This window comes from Paucibacter sediminis (genome assembly GCF_030254645.1).
In the GTDB taxonomy this organism is placed as follows: domain Bacteria; phylum Pseudomonadota; class Gammaproteobacteria; order Burkholderiales; family Burkholderiaceae_C; genus Paucibacter_B; species Paucibacter_B sediminis.
Map to the genome: position 1 here is coordinate 956,596 of NZ_CP116346.1, position 21,018 is coordinate 977,613.

Here is a 21,018-nt window from a genome sequence, read left to right on the forward strand (position 1 = left end):
GGCGGCGTGCCAGCAGGGGAGACACCATGATTCTGGAACTTGCCGATATCCGCATCCAGCCCGGCCAGCAGGCCGCTTTCGAGGAAGCCCTGCATCGCGGCGTGCAGAGCGTGATCTCGCGTGCCCAGGGCTTTGTGGGCTACCGCCTGCGCAAGGGCCTGGAGTCGCCCGAGCGCTATCTGCTGCTGATCGAATGGGCCACGCTGGAAGACCATACGGTGCATTTCCGCGGCGGGCCGCTGTTCGCCGAATGGCGTGCCATCGTCGGCGGCTTCTTCGCTAGCCCCCCGCAAGTGGAACATTTCTGCCAGGTATGAACGCAAGGCTGCTGCCGCTGGTGCTGACGCTGGCCCTGCTCGGCTGCGCCGGCCCGCGCGGCCATCAGCGCAGCCAGGCGCCCGCGCCGCAGGCGCAGCACCTGGCGAACGCCCAGGCGCTGGCGGCCAGCGGCTACCGTGCGCCCATCCAGGAGGGCGCAAGCTTCAGCCCGCAGCATTGGCTGGTGCAGGGCGAGAAGCTGCCGCTGGCGCTGACCCTGCCGAGCCAGGGTCAGGCCTTGCCCCTGGTGGTCTATCTGCCCGGCCTGGGCGAGTCCGAACAGGCCGGTGCGCTGTGGCGCCAGGCCTGGGCGCGCGCCGGCTACGCGGTGCTGTCGGTGCAGCCGCTGGACGAGGACGCGCTGGCCTGGGGCTCGGAGCTGGCGCGTGCCGCCGAGTTCAGGACCCTGGCACGCGAGCGCCATGCCGCCAGCGCGGCGCGCCTGGCCAGGTTGGACGCGCTGCTGCAGGAGGCGCGCCGCCGCGCCGCCGCCGGCGACCCCGATTGCGCAAGGCTGGACTTCGGCCGCATGGCCATCGCCGGCTACGACCTGGGCGCCCAGAGCGCCCTGCTGCTGGCGTCGCAGTTCCGCGCCAGCATCCTGCTCAGCCCGCTGGTGGCGCCGGGCGAGGAAGGCGCCGCGCGCTATGCCGGCATCCAGGTGCCGGTGCTGAGCATCACCGCCAGGCAAGACCTGGACCCGAGCGGCTTCGTCGCCTCCGCCGAGGCGCGCCAGCTGCCCTTCCGCCTGATGCCCGCCGGCGCCAAATACCTCTTGCTGCTGGACGGCGCCAACCATGCGCGCCTGGCCGGCCACAGCGAGGAGGAGCTGGACGCGCTGGCGCAGGACCGCAGCGCCGCGCGCGCCGGCAGCAACACCGGCAACGGCCGGCGTGGGCGTGGCGGCAGCGGCAACCTGCCGCGCGGCGCCGAGCCGACCCCCATGCTGCCCAGCGCGCGCGGCCTGCCGCTGCGCGAGTCGCATGGCAAGGCGGAGTTCGACGTGCTGATCGCCGGCACCACGGTAGCCTTTCTGGACGCCCATCTGCGCGAGCGCCCGGCCGCGCGGCAGTGGCTGCAGGCGCAGGCGCAGGCCTGGCTGGGCGAGCTGGGGCAGTGGCAGCAGCGCTAAGGATGCGGCTAGCCGGCGTGGCGCCGGATGCCGCCGCGGCCGCCGGTCTTGACGCGGTACATGGTCTGGTCGGCCAGGCGCAGCAGCTCGGTGGCGCCGCTGCCGTCCTGCGGGTAGAGGGCATAGCCCAGGCTGGCTGAGAGCTGCACCGAGCCCCACTGCGCGCCCAGGTCGATGGGTTGGCGGATGCTGGCCAGCACGCGCTGCAGGATCTCCTCGCCGTCCTTCGCCACGCCCGGCAGCACCAGCACGAACTCGTCGCCGCCGACGCGGCAGACCGTGTCCACCGCGCGCAGGCATTGCTGGATGCGCCTGGCGATCTGCACCAGCACCTGGTCGCCGGCGGCATGGCCCAGGCGGTCGTTCACCGGCTTGAAGCCGTCCAGATCCAACATCGCCACCGCCAGCGTGCGGCCATCGCGCTGGCTCTGCGCCAACGCCTGGCGCAGGCGGTCGTCCAGCAGGCGCCGGTTCGGCAGGCCGGTGAGCGCGTCGTGGCCGGCCAGATGCTCGATCTGGGCCTGCTGCTGCTTGAGGGCGCTGATGTCCACGAGGATCCACAGGCTCTCGCCGCTCTGCGGGCTGAGCAGCGCGCCGTGCACCGCCAGCCACAGCGTGGCGCCGTCCTTGCGCCGCACCTGCAGCTCGCTGCGGTAGGCATGCCCCGCCTGCAGCGCCGCGCGCGCCTGCGCCACCTGGTGGCCGAAGCTGTCGGCATCGGCGAAGGCCAGCTGGCCGTCCTGGCCCAGGATCTGCTGCTCGTCATAACCCAGCATGTGCTGCACCGCGCGGTTGAGCCACACCACGCGTCCACCCTTGAACTTGACGATGCCGACCAGCTCGTTGTCCAGCATCACGCTCTGCTCGCTGCTGAGCGCGCGCAGCGCCTGGCGCGCCTGGTTCAGCTCGGTGATGTCGAACAGCACCGAGCGGCTGCTCAGGATGCGCCCCTGCTCGTCGCGCAGCGCGGTGGCGCTGATGCTGACCCGGCGGCGCGTGCCATCGCGGCTCAGCAGTTCGACCTCGACGTCGTGGATCTCGCCCTCGGCCAGGAAGCGCGGGAACTGCGCCTTGAACAGCGCCTGCCCCTCCGGCGTGAAGAAGTCCGCCGGGCCGAGGCGGCCGATCAGCTCCTCGCGCCGGCAGCCCAGCCAGCCCAGCTCGGTGTTGTTGACGAACAGGTAGCGCCCCTCGGGGTCGAGCGAGTGGTACCCGCAGGGCGCGTTGTCGTAGAGATCCTGGTAGGTGGCCTTGGCCTCGTCCAGGCGCCGCGCCAGGCCGGCCTCGTTGCGCCAGGCGCGCACACCCGCCACGCCGCTGGCACCCAGCGCCAGCAGCGCCATCGCGGCCAGCCCCAGGGTCAGCCAGGCCTGCTCGCGCCAGGGCGCCAGATAGCCCTCGCTCGCCAGGCCCACCACCATGTACTGGCCCGACAGCGGGATGCGCCGGTAGCCAAAGAAGCGGTCGATACCGTCGGAGACCGTGTGCACCCGGTACTGCCCCTCGTCGGGCTGGGCCGCCAGCGAGCGCCGCAGCTCGTCCGACACCTGGTTGTCGCCCAGCGGCGCCGGCGGGCCGCCGTTGCGCACATGGCGGGCGATCAGCCTGACGCTGGCGGAGCGCAGCGCGATGGAGTCCTGCGGCTCCAGGCGCACGGCCGCAAACAGGCGCTCGAAATGCGCGCTCTGCAGGGTCGCAAACACCACGCCGGCAAAGCTGCCGTCGCGGCGCTCGAGGCGGCGCGCCAGCGTGAAGCCCCATTGCCCGCTGATGCGCGAGAGCTTGGGCTCGGACACCGCCAGGCGCGCCGGCAGGTCGCGCGCCTGCTGGAAATAGTCGCGGTCGGCATTGCTGACGCCGGCCCCCGCCTGCGATGCGCCGGGGCCGTGCACGCGCCCGTCGGCATCCGCCACGCGCAGGCTGTCCAGCTCGGGCAGCAGGGCGCGCTGGCGGTTCAGCAGGGCGTCGAGCGCCGGCTCGTCGAGCGGCTCGCGCAGGCGCTCCTGCAAGGTCTGCAGGGCCAGATCGACGCGCCTGAGCTCGGCGGACACCAGCAGGCTCAGCTCGGAGGCACGGCTGGCTGCCGCGGCCTGCGCCCGCTGCTCGTAGCTGCGGCGGCTGTCCACCAGGCTGCTGAAGGCCAGCGCAGCGATCAGCAACACCACCACCCCATGCGCCAGCAACAGGGGCAGCAGCAGGCGGCGCGGCATCGCGGAAAGGCGCAGGGTCGGGGCGAGCCCGCCGACGGGTTGGTTGGCCATGTCATCCAGATTGTTCGTCACCCAGCATAGGCCGCCGCCCATCGCGCGGCTTGACCTGCGTCATGGGCGCGACGTGCCGCTGCGGAGACGCCGCGGACGTACGCCGGACTGTCCGCGGCACTGTCCGCGGACACTTTCCGCCCCCGGGAGCCAGCGCCAAGTGCTTGATTCATATGGCCGCGGGCGCGGCGCCGGGGCTGGCACGTGGCTTGCGATAAGGGCCGCATACCCACGCCACAAGCGCCCAGATGATCCGAGACACCTCCGCCCAAGACAAGCTCCTGCCGCAGGGCCCGCGCCGCGGCCGCCGCTTCGCGATCGCCGCCGCCGGCCTGGCCGGCCTGGGCCTGCTGGCCTGGGCCGTGCCCGGGCTGAAACGCCAGCTCTCGGCCGACCAGTCGATCAGCGCCGGGCGCCTGGCCATCGCCACCGTGGAGCTGGGCCAGCTGACGCGCGACGTGGCCGGCGACGGCAAGGTGGTGGCGGCCGTCAGCCCCACCCTCTATGCCGGCAATGCCGGCAGCGTCAGCCTGCTGGTGCAGGCCGGCGATGCGGTCAAGCGCGATCAGCTGCTGGCACGCCTGGCCAGCCCCGAGCTGACGGCCCGGCTGGCGCAGGAGCGCTCCAACGCCGATGCGCTGAAGAGCGACATGCTGCGTGCCGAGGCGGACGCGCGCCAGCAGATCGCCCAGGCACAGAGCAATCTGGAAACCAGCAGCATCGCCCACCAGACCGCGCAGAACGACCTCAAGCGCCAGACCCAGGCCTTCGAGGCCGGCGCCACCGCCGGCATGCAGGTGGACCTGGCACGCGACGCGGTGGCGCGCGCCCAGGTCGCGCTCAAGCAGGCCCAGGGCCTGGTGGGGCTGAAGGACGACGCGCTCAAGTTCGAGCTGCTCGCCAAGCGCCAGGCCTACGAGCGCCAGCTGATGCAGGTGAAGGAGCTGGAGCGCCAGGTCGAGGAGCTGAACGTGCGCTCGCCGGTGGACGGCCAGGTGGGCCAGCTCTTCGTCACCGAGCGCAGCACCGTGGCCAAGGATGCCAAGCTGCTGTCGGTGATCGACCTCAGCGCGCTGGAGGTGCAGATGCAGGTGGCCGAGAGCTTTGCGCGCGAGCTGGCGCCCGGCATGCCCGGCGAGATCCGCGGCAACGGCCAGAGCTGGAAGGGCGTGGTCAGCTCGATCTCGCCCGAGGTGGTCAACAACGAGGTGGCGGCGCGCCTGCGCTTCGAGGGCCAGCGCCCGGAGCAGCTGCGCCAGAACCAGCGCCTCAGCGTGCGCGTGCTGCTGGACCAGCGCGAGCAGGTGCTGAGCGTGGCGCGCGGCAGCTTCATCGAGGAGAGCGGCGGCCGCTACGTCTACGTGCTGCAGGACGGCCAGGCGCTCAAGCGCGCGATCCGGCTGGGCGCGCAAAGCCTGGCCAAGGTCGAGGTGCTGGAGGGGCTCAAGCCGGGCGAGCGCGTCGTCATCTCCGGCAGCGATGCCTTCAAGGGCGCCGAGCGCGTCAACGTCAGTCAATGAACAGCGAGAGGAACAACACCATGCTGAAGATGAAGAACCTGTCCAAGGTCTACCGCACCGAGATGGTCGAGACCTATGCGCTGCGCGACTTCAACCTCGAGGTCAAGGAGGGTGAGTTCGTCGCCGTCACCGGCCCCTCGGGCTCGGGCAAGACCACCTTCCTCACCATCGCCGGCCTGCTGGAGGCCTTCAGCGGCGGCCATTACGAGCTCGACGGCGTGGACGTCAGCGCGATGAACGACGACCAGCGCTCGCGCCTGCGCAACCAGAAGATCGGTTTCATCTTCCAGGCCTACAACCTGATCCCCGACCTCAATGTGCTGGACAACATCGAGGTGCCGCTGCGCTACCGCGGCATGAAGGCCGAGGAGCGCCGCCGCCGCGCGCGCGAGGCGCTGGCGCGCGTGGGCCTGTCGGCGCGCGAGAAGCATTACCCGGCCGAGCTCTCGGGCGGCCAGCAGCAGCGCGTGGCGATCGCGCGCGCGCTGGCCGGCGAGCCGCGCCTGCTGCTGGCCGACGAGCCCACCGGCAACCTCGACAGCCAGATGGCGCGCAGCGTGATGGACCTGCTGGAGGAGCTGCACCGCGAGGGCGCCACCATCGTGATGGTGACGCACGACCCGCAGCTGGCCGCGCGTGCGCAGCGCAATGTGCATGTGATCGACGGCCAGGTGGTGGACATCGCCGCCGAGCTGGGCCTCAGCCCCGACCTGTTGTCGCCGCGCCGCCCGGCGGAGATGGCATGAAGCTGCACGCCCTCGTGCTGAGCCTGGCCGCGACCCTGGTCGGCGCCGGCCCGGCGCATGCCGAAGACCTGCTGCAGGTCTATGCCCAGGCGCGTGCGGCCGACCCGCTGCTGGCCGGCGCCGATGCCCAGCGCGGCGTGCAGCGCGAGCTGGCCACGCAGGCGCGTGCGGCCCTGCTGCCGCAATGGTCGCTGGGCTATAGCGAGACGCGCTACCAGGCCGATGGCGCGCGCGAACAGCGCAGCACCAGCAGCCTCAGCCAGGTGCTGCTCGACCTCGGCCAGCTGCGGCGCTGGCAGGCCGAGACCAGCCTGGTCTCGGCCCAGGACGCGCGCGTGCTGGCGGCCGAACAGGACCTCTGCGCACGCGTGGCGAGCGCCTATTTCGGCGTGCTCTCGGCCCAGGCGGCGCTGAAGAATGCCGAGGCCAACGAGGCCGCCTTCGCCCAGCAGGTGCAACAGGCGCAAGAGCGCTTCAAGGCCGGGCTGTCGGCGGCGGTGGACGTGGAACAGGCGCGCACCTACTACCAGCTCTCGCGCGGCGCCAGCATCCAGGCACAGGAAAGCCTGGCCGATGCGCGCCAGGCCCTGGCCCAGATCACCGGCCAGCAGCCCGGCGCGCTGCAGGCCCTGGCCGCCGATCTGCAGGCGCAGGAACCGCAGCCTCAGGACCGCCAAGCCTGGGTCGAGCAGGCCCTGCAGGCCAACCCGGCACTGCAGGCGCAGCGCCTCGCCCTGCAGGCCAGCGAGCAGCGCATCGGCGCCGCCGGCGCTGTGCATCTGCCCACCGTGAGCGTCGGCCTCGACAGCACGCGCCGCCAGGGCTCCGCCGTCAGCGAGCCGGACAGCGGCCGCAGCCTGACCCAGCTGGCGCTGCGCCTCAACATCCCGCTGTTCGCCGGCGGCGCCACCGAATCGGCCAAGCGCCAGGCCGTGCACCAGCGCGACGCCGTGCGCGAGCAGCTGGAGGCCGCGCGCCGCGCCCTGGTGCGCGAGACCGAGGCCCAGTACCAGGCGGTGCGCGCCAGCCTGGCGCTGCTGCAGAGCAGCGCCGCGGCGGTGCAGGCGGCCAACCAGGCGCTCGCCTCCACGCGCGCCGGCCAGGCCCTGGGCACGCGCAGCATGACCGATCTGCTGCTGGCGATCCAGAGCCAGACCGCCGCCCAGGGCGCGCATGAGAACGCGCGCCACCGCTATGTGCTGGCCACCCTGCTGCTGCAGCAGGCCGCCGGCCAACTGGGCGAGCCCACGCTTGCCAAGCTGAATCTGCTGTTGCAATCCAAAGGGGAATCCTGATGCTCGGCCACTACTTCGAACTGGCGCTGCGCAGCTTCAAAAGCAGCCGCGGCCTCACCATCCTGATGCTGCTGACCATTGCCATCGGCGTGGCCGCCTGCATGACCACGCTGACGGTGTTCTACGTGCTGTCGCGCGACCCCATCCCGGCCAAGAGCGCACAGCTCTACAACATCCAGCTCGACGCCGAGCGCCTGGGCAACGGCTTCCAGCCCGGCGGCGAGCCGACCCAGCAGCTCACGCGCCTGGATGCCGAGGCGCTGCTGCGCGAGGCACGCGCCGACAAGCAGGTGATGATGACCGGCGGCGGCGTGGCCCTGACGCCCGAGCAGTCGGGCGAGCGCCCCTTCAATGTGCGCGCGCGCTATCCCAGCGCCGACTTCTTCGCCATGTTCGACGCGCCCTTCCTCTACGGCGGCGGCTGGAGCAAGGCCGACGAGCAGGCCGAGGCGCGCGTGGTGGTGATCTCGCGCGAGCTCAACGAGCGCCTGTTCGGCGGCGCCGACAGCCGCGGCAAGATGCTGCGCCTGCGCGACAAGGACATGCGCATCATCGGCGTGCTGGACCATTGGCGCCCGGTGCCGCATTACTTCGACCTCACGCTCGGCAGCTTTGCCGACACCGCCGAGGTGTTCGTGCCCTTCGCCACCGCCATCACGCTGAAGTTCTCCAGCTGGGGCAATTTCAACTGCTGGGCCAATGTGGCGCCCTCCGAGGCGCGCAACGTCGGCGCGCCCTGCGCCTGGCTGCAGTACTGGGTGCAGCTGGACACGCCCGCCAAGGCCAGCGCCTATCTGGACTACCTGAAGCGCTACTCCGATGCCCAGCGCAGCGCCGGCCGCTTTGAGCGCCCCACCAATGTGCGCATGCGCCCGGTGATGGCATGGCTGGACGCCAACCGCGTGGTGCCGCATGACATCAGCCTGCAGCTCTGGCTGGCCTTCGGCTTCCTGGCCGTCTGCCTCACCAACACGGTGGGCCTGCAGCTGGCCAAGGCGCTGCGCCGCTCGGGCGAGATCGGCGTGCGGCGCGCGCTCGGCGCGCCGCGCCGGCAGATCTTTCTGCAGTTCCTGGTCGAGGCCGGCAGCCTCGGCCTGGTGGGCGGCGTGCTGGGCCTGGCCCTCACCTGGGCCGGCATCTGGGCGGTGCGCCAGGGCAGCAGCGATTACGGCGCCCTGGTGCACATGGACCTGACCATGCTTGCCACCACCCTGGGCCTGGCCCTGCTGGCCAGCCTCACCGCCGGCCTGCTGCCGGCCTGGCGCGCTGCCCAAGTCCAGCCCGCCCTGCAACTCAAGTCCCAATGAGAGGCCTCACCATGGATCTGCTGCCCATCCTCGCGACGCTCAAGCGTCACAAGACCGCCGCCGGCCTGATCGTGCTGCAGGTGGCCCTGACCTGCGCGATCGTCTGCAACGCGCTGTTCCTGATCAGCCAGCGCCTGGAGCGCATCAACGAGCCCAGCGGCCTGGTGGACGATGAGCTGGTGGTGGTGTCGGTCGTCGGCGTCGGGCCGAGCCAGAACGCTGATGCGCAGACCCGCACCGACCTGCAGGCGCTGCGCGCCGTGCCCGGCGTGCAGCAGCTCAGCGTGATCAACCAGCTGCCCTTCGGCCGCAGCTTCAGCATGAGCACCATGCGCACCCAGGCGGACCGCAATGCGCCGGGCGTGGGCGTGGCGTCCTACAACGCCTCCGAGGGCTGGCTGCAGGCGCTGGGCCTGCGCCTGGTGGCGGGGCGCGACTTCGAGGCCTCCGAATACCTGGACAACAGCACGCTGGAGCAGAGCGAGACCGGCAAGGTGACGGCGCTGGTGATCAACAAGGCGCTGGCCGAGCGCCTCTTCCCCGGCGCCGACGCGGTCGGCCAGACGCTCTATGGCATCAGCGACGAACCCACCCGCATCGTCGGCGTGGTGGAGCGCCTAGTCACGCCCCATCCCGGCGGCAGCGACGACATGAACGTCTACAGCATGCTGCTGCCGGTGCGCGAGAGCTTCCGCGGCGGCGCCTATGTGCTGCGCACCGAGCCCGGCCGCCGCGAGGCCGTGCTGAAGGCCGCCATCGCCGCGCTCGACCAGACCGGCCCCGGCCGCATCCTGCGCCAGCAGCAGCTGTTCAGCGAGATGCGCAGCGCCTACTACGCGCAGGACCGCAATATGGTGCACCTGCTGGTGGGCGTGTGCCTGGCCCTGATGGTGGTCACCGCCTTTGGCATCGTCGGCCTGGCGAGCTTCTGGGTGCAGCAGCGCACCCGCATGATCGGCACGCGGCGCGCGCTCGGCGCCACCCGGGGTCAGATCTTGCGCTACTTCCAGGCCGAGAACTTGCTGCTCTCGGGCCTGGGCATCGTGATCGGCATGGCGGCCGCCTATGGCATCAGCCTGCTGCTGATGCAGAACTACGAGATGCCGCGCCTGCCCTGGAGCTATCTGCCGGTCGGCGCGCTGGTGCTGTGCGCGCTGGGCCAGCTCGCCGTGCTGGCACCGGCGCGCCGCGCCGCCGCGCTGCCGCCGGTGGCAGCCTTGCGCGGCTGAGGCACCCGCATGTTCGCCTACTACCTGGACCTGGCGCTGCGCAGCTGCCGCGCCAATCCGGTGCTCACCGGCCTGATGGTGCTGGCCCTGGGCCTGGGCATAGGCGCCAGCATGACCACGCTGACGGTCTACCACGTGCTCTCGGCCGACCCGCTGCCGGGCCGCAGCGACCGGCTGCACCTGGTGCAGCTGGATGCCGGCCAGCTGCAGGGCTGGCGCGCCGGCGAGGAGCCCGACGAGCAGCTCACCCGGCTCGACGCGCAGAACCTGCTGGCCGAGGCGCGCGCACCGCGCCAGGCCCTCATGAGCGGCGGCACCGCGATCGTGCAGGACCAGGCCGAGCAGGCCGAGGCGCGCAGCGTCAGCGCGCGCTATGCCTCGGCGGACTTCTTCGCCATGATGGGCGCGCCGCTGCGCTTCGGCAGCGGCTGGAGCGCCGCCGACGACGCCGCCCATGCCCGCGTGGTGGTGATCTCGCACGAACTCAATGAGCGCCTGTTCGGCGGCGCCGACAGCAGCGGCCGCAGCCTGCGCGTGCAGGACACTGAGATGCGCATCATCGGCGTGCTCGCGCCCTGGCGCCTGACGCCGCATTTCTACGACCTCAATATGGGCAGCTATGCGCGCGTGGAGGAACTCTTCGTGCCCTTTGCCACCGCCATGGAGATCGGCCTGAACCGCGCCGGCAGCATGAACTGCTGGGGCAACGAGCGCGTCAACGACCCGCTGGCGGCGGGCGCGAACTGCGCCTGGATGCAGTACTGGGTGGAGCTGCCCGATGCGCAAGCGCGGCAGGACTACCGCGCCTATCTGGTGGCCTATGCCGAGCGCCAGCGCCAGGCGGGCCGCTTCGAGCGCCCGCCCAACGAGCGCCTGCGCAGCGTGCGCGCATGGCTGGTGCACAAGCAGGTGGTGCCCGGCGACGTCCGGCTGCAGCTCTGGCTGGCGCTGGGCTTCCTGCTCGTCTGCCTGACCAACACGGTGGGCCTGCTGCTGGCCAAATGCCTGCGCGGCACGCCGCAGATCGGGGTGCGGCGCGCGCTCGGCGCCTCGCGCAAGGCCATCTTTGCCCAGCATCTGGTGGAGGCGCTGGTGATCGGCGGCGCGGGCGGGCTGCTGGGCCTGCTGCTGGCCTGGATCGGCCTGCTGGGCGTGCGCATGAACCCGGCCTCCTATGCCGAGCTGGCGCGGCTCGATGGCCCGATGCTGGCCGCCTGCATCGCCGTCTCGCTGCTGGCCAGTGTGGCCGCCGGCCTGCTGCCGGCCTGGCGCGCCGCCCAGGTGGCGCCGGCGCTGCAACTCAAATCACAGTAAGGCCGGATCGCCATGTCTTTGCATTTGGGCCCCATCTTCAAGACCCTGCGCCGCCACAAGATCGCGGCCGGCCTGATCGTGCTGGAGGTGGGCCTGAGCTGCGCCATCATCTGCAACGCGGTGTTCCTGATCGGCCACCGCCTGGCCGCCATGCAGCTGCCGAGCGGCTTTGCCGAGCAGGAATCGGTGGTGCTGCAGCTGGCGCCGATACGCAAGGAGGCCAACGTCGATGCCGCCACCCAGCGCGACCTGGCCCTGCTGCGCGGCCTGCCCGGCGTGCAGCAGGCCAGCGTGCTCAACCAGGTGCCCTTCGGCGACAGCTCCAACAACGGCGGCATCTCGCGCAGCGCCGATGCCGCGCGCCCCGATGCCAACGCCTCCTGGTACCTGGCCGGCGAGGGCTGGCTGGCCAGCTCGGGCCTGCGCCTGCTCGCCGGGCGCGACTTCCACCCCGAGGAATACCAGAGCCTGGCGCTGCTGCGCGGCCAGCCGGACGCCAGCATCCCCGGCGTGCTGATCAGCCGCACGCTGGCCGAGCATTTCTTTCCCGGCGAGTCGGCGCTCGGCAAGGAGGTCTACCCGGGCGGCAACAAGCCGGTCAAGGTGCTGGGCGTGATCGAGACCCTCGGCCGCGTGCGCCCCGGCGATGTGCAGAGCCAGGGCGACTACGCCGTGGTGCTGCCGGTGCGGGTGGGCTACGACGCCGGCGTCTACCTGCTGCGCGCCCAGGCGGGCCAGCGCGAGGCCGTCATCAAGGCCGCGCGGGCGGCCCTGCTGCAGGCCGACCGCCGGCGCGTGTTCGAGCCGGCCCTGGGCATCGACGAGCTGCGCCAGCGCCATTTCCAGCAGGACCGCTACATGGCCTGGACCCTCGCCCTGGTATGCCTGGTGCTGCTGGTGGTGACCGCGCTGGGCATCATCGGCCTGGCCAATTTCTGGGTGCGCCAGCGCAGCCGCATGATAGGCACGCGCCGCGCCCTGGGCGCCACGCGCGGCCAGATCCTGCGCTACTTCCAGCTCGAGAACCTGCTGCTCTCGGCGCTGGGCATCGCGCTGGGCATGGTGGCGGCCTATGCCATCAACCTGGCGCTGATGCTCAACTACCAGCTGCCGCGCCTGCCGCTGGCCTATCTGCCGGTGGGCGCGCTGGCCCTGCTGGCGCTGGGCCAGCTGGCGGTGCTGGGGCCGGCGCGCCGCGCCGCCGCGCTGCCGCCGGTGCAGGTCTTGCGCGGATGAGGCTTGTTGCTATGCTGCGCCCCGCATGCGCACCGTTCTGATCATCGACGACAACCCCGGCGTGGGCGAGGCGCTCTCGCTCTCGCTCTCGCTCAACGACATCCGTGCCCTCTATGCCAGCGAGCCCGAGCAAGGCCTGGCCCTGCTGGCGCGCGAGCCGGTGGACCTGGTGATCCAGGACATGAACTTCAGCGCCGACACCACCTCGGGCGAGGAGGGCCGCGCGCTGTTCCAGCGCATCCGCGCCCTGCATCCCGACCTGCCGGTGATCCTGCTCACCGCCTGGACCCAGCTGGAGCAGGCGGTGGCGCTGGTGAAGGCCGGCGCGGCCGACTACCTGGCCAAGCCCTGGGACGATGCGCGCCTGCTGGCCACGGTGGAGAACCTGCTGGAGCTGGCCGAATCCACGCGCGAGCTGCAGCGCCGGCGCCAAGCCAGCCGCCAGCGCCATGCCGCCCTGCGCGCGCGCTACCAGCTGGGCGAGCTGGTGTTCGCCTCCGACGCCATGCTGGCCACGCTGGAGACCGCCTGCCAGGTGGCGCGCGCGCCGCTGCCGGTGCTGATCAGCGGGCCCAATGGCAGCGGCAAGGAGCGCATCGCCGCCATCGTGCATGCCAACTCGGCGGTGGCCGGCGGCCCCTTCGTGGCGCTGAACTGCGGCGCCCTGCCGGGCGAGCTGATCGAGGCCGAGCTGTTCGGCGCCGAGAGCGGCGCGTACACCGGCGCCAACCGGGCGCGCGAGGGCCGCTTCGAGGCCGCCGACGGCGGCACCCTGTTCCTGGACGAGATCGGCAACTTGCCGCTGGCCGGCCAGGTCAAGCTGCTGCGCGTGCTGGAGACCGGCCGCTTCGAGCGCCTGGGCTCCAACCGCACGCGCGAGACCAAGGTGCGCGTGCTCTCCGCCACCAATGCCGACCTCAAGGCCATGGTGGCGGCGGGCAGCTTCCGCGAAGACCTCTACTACCGCCTCAACGTGATCGAGCTGCGGCTAGCGCCGCTGGCCGAGCGGCGCGAGGACGTGCTGCCGCTGGCCGAGCATTTCCTGGCCGAGCATGGGCGCCAGAACGGCGAGTCCGTGCAGCTCAGCGAGGCCGCGCGCGAGGGCCTGCTGGCCCATGCCTGGCCGGGCAATGTGCGCGAGCTCAAGAACGTGATGGCGCGCGCCGCCCTGCTGTGCCAGACCGGCCAGATCCAGCTCGCCGACCTGGCGCTGGCGCCGGCCAGCACCGCACCCGCCGCGCTGCGCAATCTGGACGAGCCCAGCCGCGAGGTCGTGCTGGCCGCGCTGGCCGCCGCCGGCGGCGTGGTGGCGCGCGCGGCCCAGGGCCTGGGCCTGTCGCGCCAGGCCCTGTACCGGCGCATGGAGCGCTACGGGCTTCCCAGGGACTGACGCGATGAGCCTGCAGTGGCGCTTCGTTCTGCTGCTCTGGGGCGCCGCGCTGCTGAGCTGGCTGCTGCACGCCGCCCTGGTCTACTGGCCGCTGCCGCAGCTGCTGGCCTGGGCCGACGCCGGTGCGGCGCCGGCGCCCTGGGGCTGGCAGGCCCTGCTGCTGACGCTGGGCCTGATGCTGCCGATCGGCCTGCTCGCGGCCAGCGCCGCGCTGGCGCCGCTGAAGCGCCTGCTGCGCGCGCTGGAGGGCGCGGTGCTGAGCTACCGCGACGGCGATTTCAGCAGCGCCATCAGCGCCGATGGCGGCGGCGAACTGGCCGAGCTGCTGCGCCTGCACAAGCAGCTGGGCCTGGCGCTGCGCGAGCAGCGCCAGCATCTGGCGCAGCGCGAGCTGCTGCTGGACAGCGTGGTGCAGAACACGCCGGTGGCCCTGCTGCTGGTGGATGCCGGGGGCCGCATCGCCTATGCCAACATCGCCGCGCGCCAGCTGCTGGGCCAGGGCCGCAGCCTGCAGACGCGCATGCTGGACGTGCTGCTGGCGCAGGCCCCCGCCGGCCTGGCCGAGGCCCTGCACAGCGGCCGCGACCAGCTCTTCACCATCAACGAGGCGGGCGGCGCGGAAGAGGAGAGCTTCCATGTCTCGCAGCGCCAGCTGAGCCTGCAGGGCCTGCCGCACCGGCTGATCCTGCTGCGGCGCATGACGCGCGAGCTCTCGCGCCAGGAGGTGGCGAGCTGGAAGCGCGTGATCCGCGTCATCAGCCACGAGCTCAACAACTCGCTGGCGCCGATCTCCTCGCTGGCGCACAGCGGCGCCGAGCTGGCGCGGCGCGGCGATCTTGAGCGCATCCCCGGCGTGTTCGCCAGCATCGGCGAGCGCGCCCGCCATCTGCACAGCTTTCTGGCCGGCTACGCCAGCTTTGCCAAGCTGCCGACACCGCGCCTTGAGCCGGTGGAATGGGCCGGCTTCGTCGACGGCCTGGCGGCCCATTGCGAATTCCGGCTGGAGGGCGAGCTGCCGCTGGCGCCGGCGCGCTTCGACGGCGCGCAGGTCGAGCAGGCCCTCATCAATCTGATCAAGAACGCGCATGAGGCCGGCAGTGCCAAGGCGGATGAGGCCGGGCAGGTGAGCCTTGGCATCCAGGCCCAGGGCCCCGACTGGCGCCTCACCGTGGCCGACCGCGGCCCCGGCATGAGCGAGGCCGTGCTGGCACAGGCCCTGCTGCCCTTCTACTCCACCAAGCGCAGCGGCACCGGCCTGGGCCTGGCGCTGGCGCGCGAGATCGCCGAGGCGCATGGCGGGCGCATCGCGCTGGCGAACCGCGAGGGCGGCGGGCTGCAGGTCAGCCTGTGGTTGCCGCGATGAAGAACAAGTTCAAAGCACTGCAGGCCCACGCGGCGTCACTGCCCGGCGCCACCGTTGATATCAAATGGGGCAACAGCTGGGTGGCCAGCGTGGGTGGAAAAATGTTTCTGTGCGGCGGGCCCGAGCCGGGCCTCTGGACCGGCTGCTCCTTCAAGGTCGACGACCACGCTTTCTCGAGCTCACCGGCCTGCCCGGGCTGCGCCCCGCGCCCTACGCGGCGCGCTACCGCTGGGTGCAGCTGCAAGACCCCAAGGCCCTGCCCCTGGCGGACCTGCTCGCGCTGGTGAGCCGCTCGCATGCGCTGGTGTTCAGCAAGCTGACGAAGAAGCTGCAGCGGGAGTTGGGCCCGGCCATCGGGGAAAGTCCCAGGCCGAAACTTTCGGCGTGAGGGCCGATGGCCGCTAGCCTCCCGGCTTTGCACCCAACACGCTGCACCATGACGAAACAATCCCTCAAGCTCACGACCCTGGCCCTGCTGCTGCAGCTGGCCGGCGCGGCCTTTGCTGCCCCCCTGAGTTCCGGCCTCGACATGCCCGGCTTCGACCCAGCCGTGCGCGCCCAGGACGATCTGTTCCGCGCCGCCAATGGCGGCTGGATGAAGGCCACCGAGATCCCGGCCGACAAGTCCGAGTACGGCGCCTTCATCCAGCTGCGCGACCTCAGCGACAAGCGCGTGCGCGCCATCGTCGACGAGCTGGCCACGCAGCAGCACCCGAGCGGCAGCGTGGCGCAGAAGGTCGGCGCCTTCTATGCCAGCTTCATGAACACCGAGGCGATCGACAAGGCCGGGCTGGCACCGGTCAAGCCGCTGCTGGCCGAGATCGATGCGATCAAGTCGCTCAAGGAGCTGGCCGCCTGGCAGGGCCGCATGCAGGGCCGGCTGGAGACGCCGGTGCAGCTGTGGGTGATGGGCGACTTCAAGGAGCCCACCGTGAATCGCGCCCTCACCTGGCAGGGCGGCCTGGGCCTGCCGGACCGCGACTACTACCTGAAGAAGGACGACGAGCGCATGGGCAAGGCGCGCGCCGCCTACGCGCAATACCTGACCCTGCTGGCCACGCAGGCCGGCGAGGCCAAGCCCGCCGAGGCCGCGGACCGCGTGATGGCGCTGGAGCAGCGCATCGCCGAGGCGCATTGGGACAAGGTCGACAACCGCAATATGGTGAAGATCTACAACCCGATGACGCCGGCCGAGCTGGCCAAGGCGGCGCCGGGCTTCGACTGGGCCGGCTTCATGGCCGCCGCCCGCCTGGCCGGGCAGGACCGTCTCTCGATCTCGCAGCCCAGCGCCGTCAGCGCGATCGCCAAGCTCTATGGCGAGCTGCCGCTGGCCGACTGGAAGCTCTACTTCAAGCTGCACCTGCTGGACGCCACCGCCGACCTGCTGCCCAAGCCGCTGCGCGAGGCGCGCTTCGCCTTCCGCGGCACCGCGCTGACCGGCGCCACCGAGGAGAAGCCGCGCTGGCAGAAGGCCATCGCCGACCTCAACGGCGCGCTCGGCGAGGCGGTGGGCCAGCTCTATGTGGCCAAGCATTTCCCGCCCGCCTACAAGGCGCGCATGCAGGAGCTGGTGGGCAATCTGCTGGCCTCCTACAAGGAATCGATCGACGGCCTCGCCTGGATGACCCCCGCCACCAAGGCGCAGGCGCAGGACAAGCTGGCCAAGTACATGGTGAAGATCGGCTATCCGGACGTCTGGCGCGATTACAGCAAGCTCGACGTGCGCGCCGGCGACGCGCTGGGCAATGCGCTGCGCTCGGGCCGCTTCGAATGGGAGCGCGTGGCCGCCAAGGCCGGCAAGAAGGTGGATCGCGCCGAATGGGGCATGACGCCGCAGACCGTGAACGCCTACTACAACCCGACGCTCAACGAGATCGTGTTCCCGGCCGCCATCCTGCAGCCGCCCTTCTTCGACATGGGCGCCGACGATGCGGTGAACTACGGCGCCATCGGCGCGGTGATCGGCCACGAGATCAGCCATGGCTTCGACGACCAGGGCAGCCAGTTCGACGGCGACGGCGTGCTGCGCAACTGGTGGACCGAAGCCGACCGCAAGGCCTTCGAGGCGGTGGGCGCCAAGCTGGTGGAACAGTACGCGGCCTACGAGCCGATCGCCGGCAAGAAGCTCAACGGCAAGCTGACCCTGGGCGAGAACATCGCCGACCTCTCGGGCCTGCAGATCGCCTACAAGGCCTATCTGCGCTCGCTGGGTGGCAAGCCTGCCGCGACCATCGACGGTTTCAGCGGCCAGCAGCGCTTCTTCATGGGCTGGTCGCAGGCCTGGCGCGAGAAGGTGCGCGAGCAACGCTCGCTGCAGCTGCTCACCACCGATCCGCATTCGCCGCCCGAGTTCCGTGCCAATGGCGCCGCCATCAACCACGATGGTTTCCATGAGGCCTTCGGCACCAAGGAGGGCGACAAGATGTTCAAGCCCACGGGCGAGCGCATCCGCATCTGGTAAGCGGCTAGCAGCTGGACAAGGAGGCCGCGTCCAGTGCCCGGCTCGCGCCGAGCAGGGCGGCCTCCTCGCCGCTGCGCACCACCAGGGTCGGGATCGCCTGCAGATAGCTGGTGAAACGGCCCTTGGCCTCGAAGCGGGCGCGGAAGGGCGAGCGCCCGAACCAATCGCCCAGGCGCGGCACGATGCCGCCACCGATATAGAGCCCGCCGCGCGCGCCCAGCGTCAGCGCCAGGTTGCCGGCCACCTCGCCCAGCAGGCCGCAGAACAGCGCCAACGCCGCTTCGCTCAGCGCGTCGCTGCCGGCCAGGGCGGCGGCGCTGATGGCGGCCGCCTCCTGCGCGCGCCGCCCCAGGCCGCGCACCTCGGCGAGCGCGCGGTAGAGGTTCTCCAGGCCCGGCCCCGAGAGCGCGCGCTCGGCCGAGACATGGCCGAACTCGCGCCGCAGCAGCTGCAGCACCGCCGCCTCCTCGGGCTCGAAGGAGGCCAGGCTGACATGGCCGCCCTCGCCTCCGATGGGGACGAGGCCGGCGCCGCACACCGCCGGCACCAGGCCCGACACGCCCAGCCCCGTGCCCGGGCCCAGCAGCGCGATCGGCGCGCCGGCCACCGCAGCGCCGCCGCCGACGCGCCAGCAATCGGCCTCGGTGAGCGCCGGCAAGGCCAGCGCCAGCGCCGAGAAGTCGTTCAGCACCAGCAGGCGCTCCAGCTTCAGCGCCTGCTTCAGCCCCCTGATGGAGAAGGACCAATGGTGGTTGGTCATGCGCACATGGTCGCCGGTGATGGCGGTGGCAATGCCGATCGCGCAGGCCTGCGGCGCCGCCAGGCCCAGGCGCCACTGGTGGTGGCAGATTGCGTCCCAGAACGTCTCGAAGTCGGCGCAGGCGTAGCCGGCGCGATGCAGCAGGGGGCCCTGCGGCCGCAGCTGGGTGGCGAAGCGCACATTCGTGCCCCCGACATCGGCCAGCAGGCGCGGAAAAGCGCCGCCCTCCACCGGCTGGCGCGCGTTCACAGCGTGCGCCCCTGGGCATCAAAGGCCAGCAGATGCCGCGGCTCGGCCTGCAGGCACAGGGCCTCGGTGGGCCGCAAGACCTGACCCTGGGCCGCCTCCAGCTTCACGGCCAGCGGCTCGGTCGCGCCGGCCAGGCGCAGATAGGCGATGCTGGTGTCGCCCAGATGCTCGATCAGGGCCAGCTCGCCGCGCAGGCCCCAGCCTGCCTCCGGCGCCACCAGGCGCAGGTGCTCCGGCCGCAGGCCGACGCTGTGCACCGGGCCGGCCTGCGCCAGCATCAGGCTGCCGGCCTGGGCGGTGTGGAACATGCCGTCCGCGGCGTGCCCCTCGAGAAAGTTGATGCGCGGCGAGCCCAGAAAGCCGGCCACGAAGCGGTTCACCGGCCTCGCATAGACGTCCATGGGCGCGCCCACCTGCTCGATGCGGCCGGCGTTGAAGACGGCCATGCGATCGCCCAGCGTCATGGCCTCCACCTGGTCATGCGTCACATAGACGATGGTGGCGCCCAGGCGCTTGTGCAGCTGGGCCAGCTCCAGGCGCATCTGGTGGCGCAGCGCGGCGTCGAGATTGGAGAGCGGCTCGTCGAACAGGAACACCTCGGGCTCGCGCACGATGGCGCGGCCGATCGCGACGCGCTGGCGCTGGCCGCCCGAGAGCTCCCTGGGCCGGCGCGCCAGCAGCGCCTCCAGCTGCAGGCTCTGCGCCGCCCTGCCCACGCGCGCCGCCACCTCGGCCTTGGGCAGGCCCATCATGCGCAGGCCGAAGCCCATGTTCTCGGCCACCGTCATGTGCGGGTAGAGGGCATAGCTCTGGAACACCATGGCCACACCGCGCTCGGCCGGCGCCACCCGGCTGACCTCGCGCTGGCCGATGAAGATCTGGCCCTCGCTCAGTTCTTCCAGCCCGGCCAGCATGCGCAGCGTAGTGCTCTTGCCGCAGCCGCTGGCGCCCACCAGCACCATGAATTCGCCCGGCTCGACCTTCAGGTCCAGGCCCTTCACCACCGCGTCGTTGGCGCCGTAGCGCTTCACCACGCCGCGGAACTCCAGCCCCGCCGTCATGGCCGGTGCGCCTGCTTGAAGGCCTCGATGAAGCCGCGGTACCAATGCGCGCTGTCCTTGGCCAGGCGCGCCTGGCTCGCGTAGTCCACATGGAAGAGGCCGAAGCGCTTGGTGTAGCCGGAGTTCCACTCGAAGTTGTCGAGCAGGCTCCAGTAGAAATAGCCGCGCACATCCACGCCCAGCTCGGCGGCGCGCGCCAGCGCCTGCAGGTGCGAGCGCAGGTAGGCGACGCGCTCGACATCGGCCACGCGCCCGTCCACCACCTGGTCGGCATTGGCCATGCCGTTCTCGGTGATGTAGATCGGCGGCGGCGCGTACTCGCGCGTGATGCGCACCAGGTGCTGGGTCAGCGCCTTGGGGTAGATCTCCCAGCCCATGTCGGTGAAGCCCTGCTTGCCGGGCGCCGGCACGGCCGGCTGCTGGGTGCTGATGAAGCTGCGCGTGTAGAAGTTGACGCCCAAAAAGTCCAGCGGCTGCTGGATCAGGGCCAGGTCTTGCGGCTCGATGCGCGGCGCATCGGCGCCCAGGTACTCGATCACGTCGGCCGGGTAGCTGCCGCGGAAGATCGGGTCCATGTACCAGCGCACGTTCAGGCCGTCGTCGATGCGGGCGGCGCGGCGGTCGGCCTCCAGCGCGCTGGCCGGGAAGGCCGGCGTGTGGTTGAGCACCACGCCCAGCGGCGCCCGGGTGAGCGGCCGCATCGCCCGGATGGCCGCGCCATGCGCCAGCATCAGGTGGTGCGAGACCTGCATGGCGGTGGCGCGGCTGGTCAGGCCGGGCGCGAACTGCGCGGTCTCATAGCCCAGCGTGGCCACGCACCAGGGCTCGTTGAGGGTGGCGATGCTGGCCAGGCGGTCGCCCAGGCGGCGCGCCACCTCGGCCGCATAGTCGGCGAAGCGCGGCACGATCTCGCGCGCGGTCCAGCCGCCCATGCTCTCATGCAGGGCCTGGGGCAGATCCCAGTGATAGAGCGTGGCATGGGGCTGGATGCCGGCCTCCAGCAGGGCGTCGACGAGGCGGTCGTAGAAGGCGAAGCCGGCCTCGTTCCAGGCGCCCGCGCCGTCGGGCTGCACGCGCGGCCAGGCGATCGAGAAGCGGTAGGCGTCCAGGCCCAGCCATTTCAGCAGCGCCACGTCCTCACGGAAGCGATGGTAGTGATCGCAGGCCACATCGATGTTGGAGCCGTCGTTGATGCGACCGGGCTGGCGGCAATAGGCGTCCCAGATCGAGGCGCCCTTGCCCTCGCCGAAGGCGGCGCCCTCGATCTGCGCGGCGCTGGTGGCGGCCCCCCAGAGGAAGTCGGGCCGCAGCGCATGGTGCAACTCGGCCAGGGCGGAGGGATTCAGGTCAAGGGCGTTCATAGGTTTGCGAGAGGA

The 21,018-nt window shown here is 71.5% G+C and carries 17 protein-coding genes; 13 read left to right on the forward strand and 4 right to left on the reverse strand.

Annotated features, from left to right (window positions below; translation table 11 throughout):
* The first annotated feature begins 26 nt into the window (after positions 1-26).
* Both PFX98_RS04405 and PFX98_RS04410 read left to right on the forward strand, forming a co-directional pair.
* The gene (locus tag PFX98_RS04405) at positions 27-317 is read left to right on the forward strand and encodes an antibiotic biosynthesis monooxygenase family protein (protein ID WP_285233955.1); all 291 of its coding nucleotides are present in this window, start codon (positions 27-29) and stop codon (positions 315-317) included.
* Positions 314-1,450 (forward strand): alpha/beta hydrolase family protein, encoded by a 1,137-nt coding sequence (locus tag PFX98_RS04410; RefSeq protein ID WP_285233956.1) that lies wholly within the window; start codon positions 314-316, stop codon positions 1,448-1,450. The genes PFX98_RS04405 and PFX98_RS04410 overlap by 4 nt, the downstream gene beginning before the upstream one ends.
* Positions 1,451-1,458: 8 nt before the next feature.
* Here the strand turns inward: PFX98_RS04410 and PFX98_RS04415 are convergent, their stop codons facing one another.
* The gene (locus tag PFX98_RS04415; RefSeq protein ID WP_285233957.1) at positions 1,459-3,711 is read right to left on the reverse strand and encodes a bifunctional diguanylate cyclase/phosphodiesterase; all 2,253 of its coding nucleotides are present in this window, start codon (positions 3,709-3,711) and stop codon (positions 1,459-1,461) included.
* 248 nt (positions 3,712-3,959) lie between these two features.
* Here PFX98_RS04415 and PFX98_RS04420 point away from each other — a divergent pair, with 248 nt between their 5' ends.
* From PFX98_RS04420 to PFX98_RS04470, 11 genes are all read left to right on the forward strand, one after another.
* The gene (locus tag PFX98_RS04420; protein ID WP_285233958.1) at positions 3,960-5,231 is read left to right on the forward strand and encodes an efflux RND transporter periplasmic adaptor subunit; all 1,272 of its coding nucleotides are present in this window, start codon (positions 3,960-3,962) and stop codon (positions 5,229-5,231) included.
* 20 nt (positions 5,232-5,251) lie between these two features.
* Positions 5,252-5,977 carry an ABC transporter ATP-binding protein gene (locus PFX98_RS04425; RefSeq protein WP_285233959.1) on the forward strand — a complete coding sequence of 242 codons (726 nt, stop codon included), beginning with the start codon at positions 5,252-5,254 and terminating at the stop codon, positions 5,975-5,977.
* Entirely contained in the window at positions 5,974-7,272 is a 1,299-nt protein-coding gene (locus tag PFX98_RS04430) for a TolC family outer membrane protein (RefSeq protein ID WP_285233960.1), read from the forward strand. The genes PFX98_RS04425 and PFX98_RS04430 overlap by 4 nt, the downstream gene beginning before the upstream one ends.
* Positions 7,272-8,579 (forward strand): ABC transporter permease, encoded by a 1,308-nt coding sequence (locus tag PFX98_RS04435; protein WP_285233961.1) that lies wholly within the window; start codon positions 7,272-7,274, stop codon positions 8,577-8,579. The genes PFX98_RS04430 and PFX98_RS04435 overlap by 1 nt, the downstream gene beginning before the upstream one ends.
* A gap of 11 nt (positions 8,580-8,590) precedes the next feature.
* On the forward strand, positions 8,591-9,808 hold the full coding sequence (locus tag PFX98_RS04440) for an ABC transporter permease (RefSeq protein WP_285233962.1): 1,218 nt from the start codon (positions 8,591-8,593) through the stop codon (positions 9,806-9,808).
* A 9-nt stretch (positions 9,809-9,817) separates the two neighbouring features.
* Entirely contained in the window at positions 9,818-11,122 is a 1,305-nt protein-coding gene (locus PFX98_RS04445) for an ABC transporter permease (RefSeq protein WP_285233963.1), read from the forward strand.
* Positions 11,123-11,134: 12 nt separating this feature from the next.
* The gene (locus PFX98_RS04450; RefSeq protein ID WP_285233964.1) at positions 11,135-12,358 is read left to right on the forward strand and encodes an FtsX-like permease family protein; all 1,224 of its coding nucleotides are present in this window, start codon (positions 11,135-11,137) and stop codon (positions 12,356-12,358) included.
* Positions 12,359-12,383: 25 nt separating this feature from the next.
* Positions 12,384-13,748 carry a sigma-54-dependent transcriptional regulator gene (locus PFX98_RS04455; RefSeq protein WP_285233965.1) on the forward strand — a complete coding sequence of 455 codons (1,365 nt, stop codon included), beginning with the start codon at positions 12,384-12,386 and terminating at the stop codon, positions 13,746-13,748.
* Positions 13,749-13,752: 4 nt separating this feature from the next.
* Complete coding sequence (locus PFX98_RS04460) at positions 13,753-15,111, forward strand: sensor histidine kinase (protein WP_285233966.1); 1,359 nt, start codon at positions 13,753-13,755, stop codon at positions 15,109-15,111.
* 64 nt (positions 15,112-15,175) lie between these two features.
* A complete protein-coding gene (locus PFX98_RS04465; RefSeq protein WP_285233967.1) occupies positions 15,176-15,499 on the forward strand; it encodes an MmcQ/YjbR family DNA-binding protein in 324 nt (107 codons plus the stop codon).
* Positions 15,500-15,547: 48 nt separating this feature from the next.
* Positions 15,548-17,572: a M13 family metallopeptidase gene (locus tag PFX98_RS04470; protein WP_285233968.1), complete on the forward strand. Its 2,025-nt coding sequence runs from the start codon at positions 15,548-15,550 to the stop codon at positions 17,570-17,572.
* A gap of 4 nt (positions 17,573-17,576) precedes the next feature.
* Here PFX98_RS04470 and glk read toward each other — a convergent pair whose 3' ends face one another.
* From glk to PFX98_RS04485, 3 genes are read right to left on the reverse strand one after another with little or no spacing between them, the layout of a single operon-like run.
* Positions 17,577-18,581: a glucokinase gene (gene glk, locus PFX98_RS04475; RefSeq protein WP_285233969.1), complete on the reverse strand. Its 1,005-nt coding sequence runs from the start codon at positions 18,579-18,581 to the stop codon at positions 17,577-17,579.
* The gene (locus tag PFX98_RS04480) at positions 18,578-19,642 is read right to left on the reverse strand and encodes an ABC transporter ATP-binding protein (protein ID WP_285233970.1); all 1,065 of its coding nucleotides are present in this window, start codon (positions 19,640-19,642) and stop codon (positions 18,578-18,580) included. The genes glk and PFX98_RS04480 overlap by 4 nt, the downstream gene beginning before the upstream one ends.
* Complete coding sequence (locus PFX98_RS04485; protein ID WP_285233971.1) at positions 19,639-21,003, reverse strand: GH1 family beta-glucosidase; 1,365 nt, start codon at positions 21,001-21,003, stop codon at positions 19,639-19,641. Before PFX98_RS04485 ends, PFX98_RS04480 begins: the two co-directional genes overlap by 4 nt.
* Positions 21,004-21,018 lie beyond the last annotated feature (15 nt).

Coding starts and splice junctions, on each gene's coding strand:
- PFX98_RS04405 (WP_285233955.1), top strand. CDS start 27: ATGATTCTGGAACTTGCCGATATCCGCATCCAGCCCGGCCAGCAGGCC.
- PFX98_RS04410 (WP_285233956.1), top strand. CDS start 314: ATGAACGCAAGGCTGCTGCCGCTGGTGCTGACGCTGGCCCTGCTCGGC.
- PFX98_RS04415 (WP_285233957.1), bottom strand. CDS start 3,711: ATGGCCAACCAACCCGTCGGCGGGCTCGCCCCGACCCTGCGCCTTTCC.
- PFX98_RS04420 (WP_285233958.1), top strand. CDS start 3,960: ATGATCCGAGACACCTCCGCCCAAGACAAGCTCCTGCCGCAGGGCCCG.
- PFX98_RS04425 (WP_285233959.1), top strand. CDS start 5,252: ATGCTGAAGATGAAGAACCTGTCCAAGGTCTACCGCACCGAGATGGTC.
- PFX98_RS04430 (WP_285233960.1), top strand. CDS start 5,974: ATGAAGCTGCACGCCCTCGTGCTGAGCCTGGCCGCGACCCTGGTCGGC.
- PFX98_RS04435 (WP_285233961.1), top strand. CDS start 7,272: ATGCTCGGCCACTACTTCGAACTGGCGCTGCGCAGCTTCAAAAGCAGC.
- PFX98_RS04440 (WP_285233962.1), top strand. CDS start 8,591: ATGGATCTGCTGCCCATCCTCGCGACGCTCAAGCGTCACAAGACCGCC.
- PFX98_RS04445 (WP_285233963.1), top strand. CDS start 9,818: ATGTTCGCCTACTACCTGGACCTGGCGCTGCGCAGCTGCCGCGCCAAT.
- PFX98_RS04450 (WP_285233964.1), top strand. CDS start 11,135: ATGTCTTTGCATTTGGGCCCCATCTTCAAGACCCTGCGCCGCCACAAG.
- PFX98_RS04455 (WP_285233965.1), top strand. CDS start 12,384: ATGCGCACCGTTCTGATCATCGACGACAACCCCGGCGTGGGCGAGGCG.
- PFX98_RS04460 (WP_285233966.1), top strand. CDS start 13,753: ATGAGCCTGCAGTGGCGCTTCGTTCTGCTGCTCTGGGGCGCCGCGCTG.
- PFX98_RS04465 (WP_285233967.1), top strand. CDS start 15,176: ATGGGGCAACAGCTGGGTGGCCAGCGTGGGTGGAAAAATGTTTCTGTG.
- PFX98_RS04470 (WP_285233968.1), top strand. CDS start 15,548: ATGACGAAACAATCCCTCAAGCTCACGACCCTGGCCCTGCTGCTGCAG.
- PFX98_RS04480 (WP_285233970.1), bottom strand. CDS start 19,642: ATGACGGCGGGGCTGGAGTTCCGCGGCGTGGTGAAGCGCTACGGCGCC.
- PFX98_RS04485 (WP_285233971.1), bottom strand. CDS start 21,003: ATGAACGCCCTTGACCTGAATCCCTCCGCCCTGGCCGAGTTGCACCAT.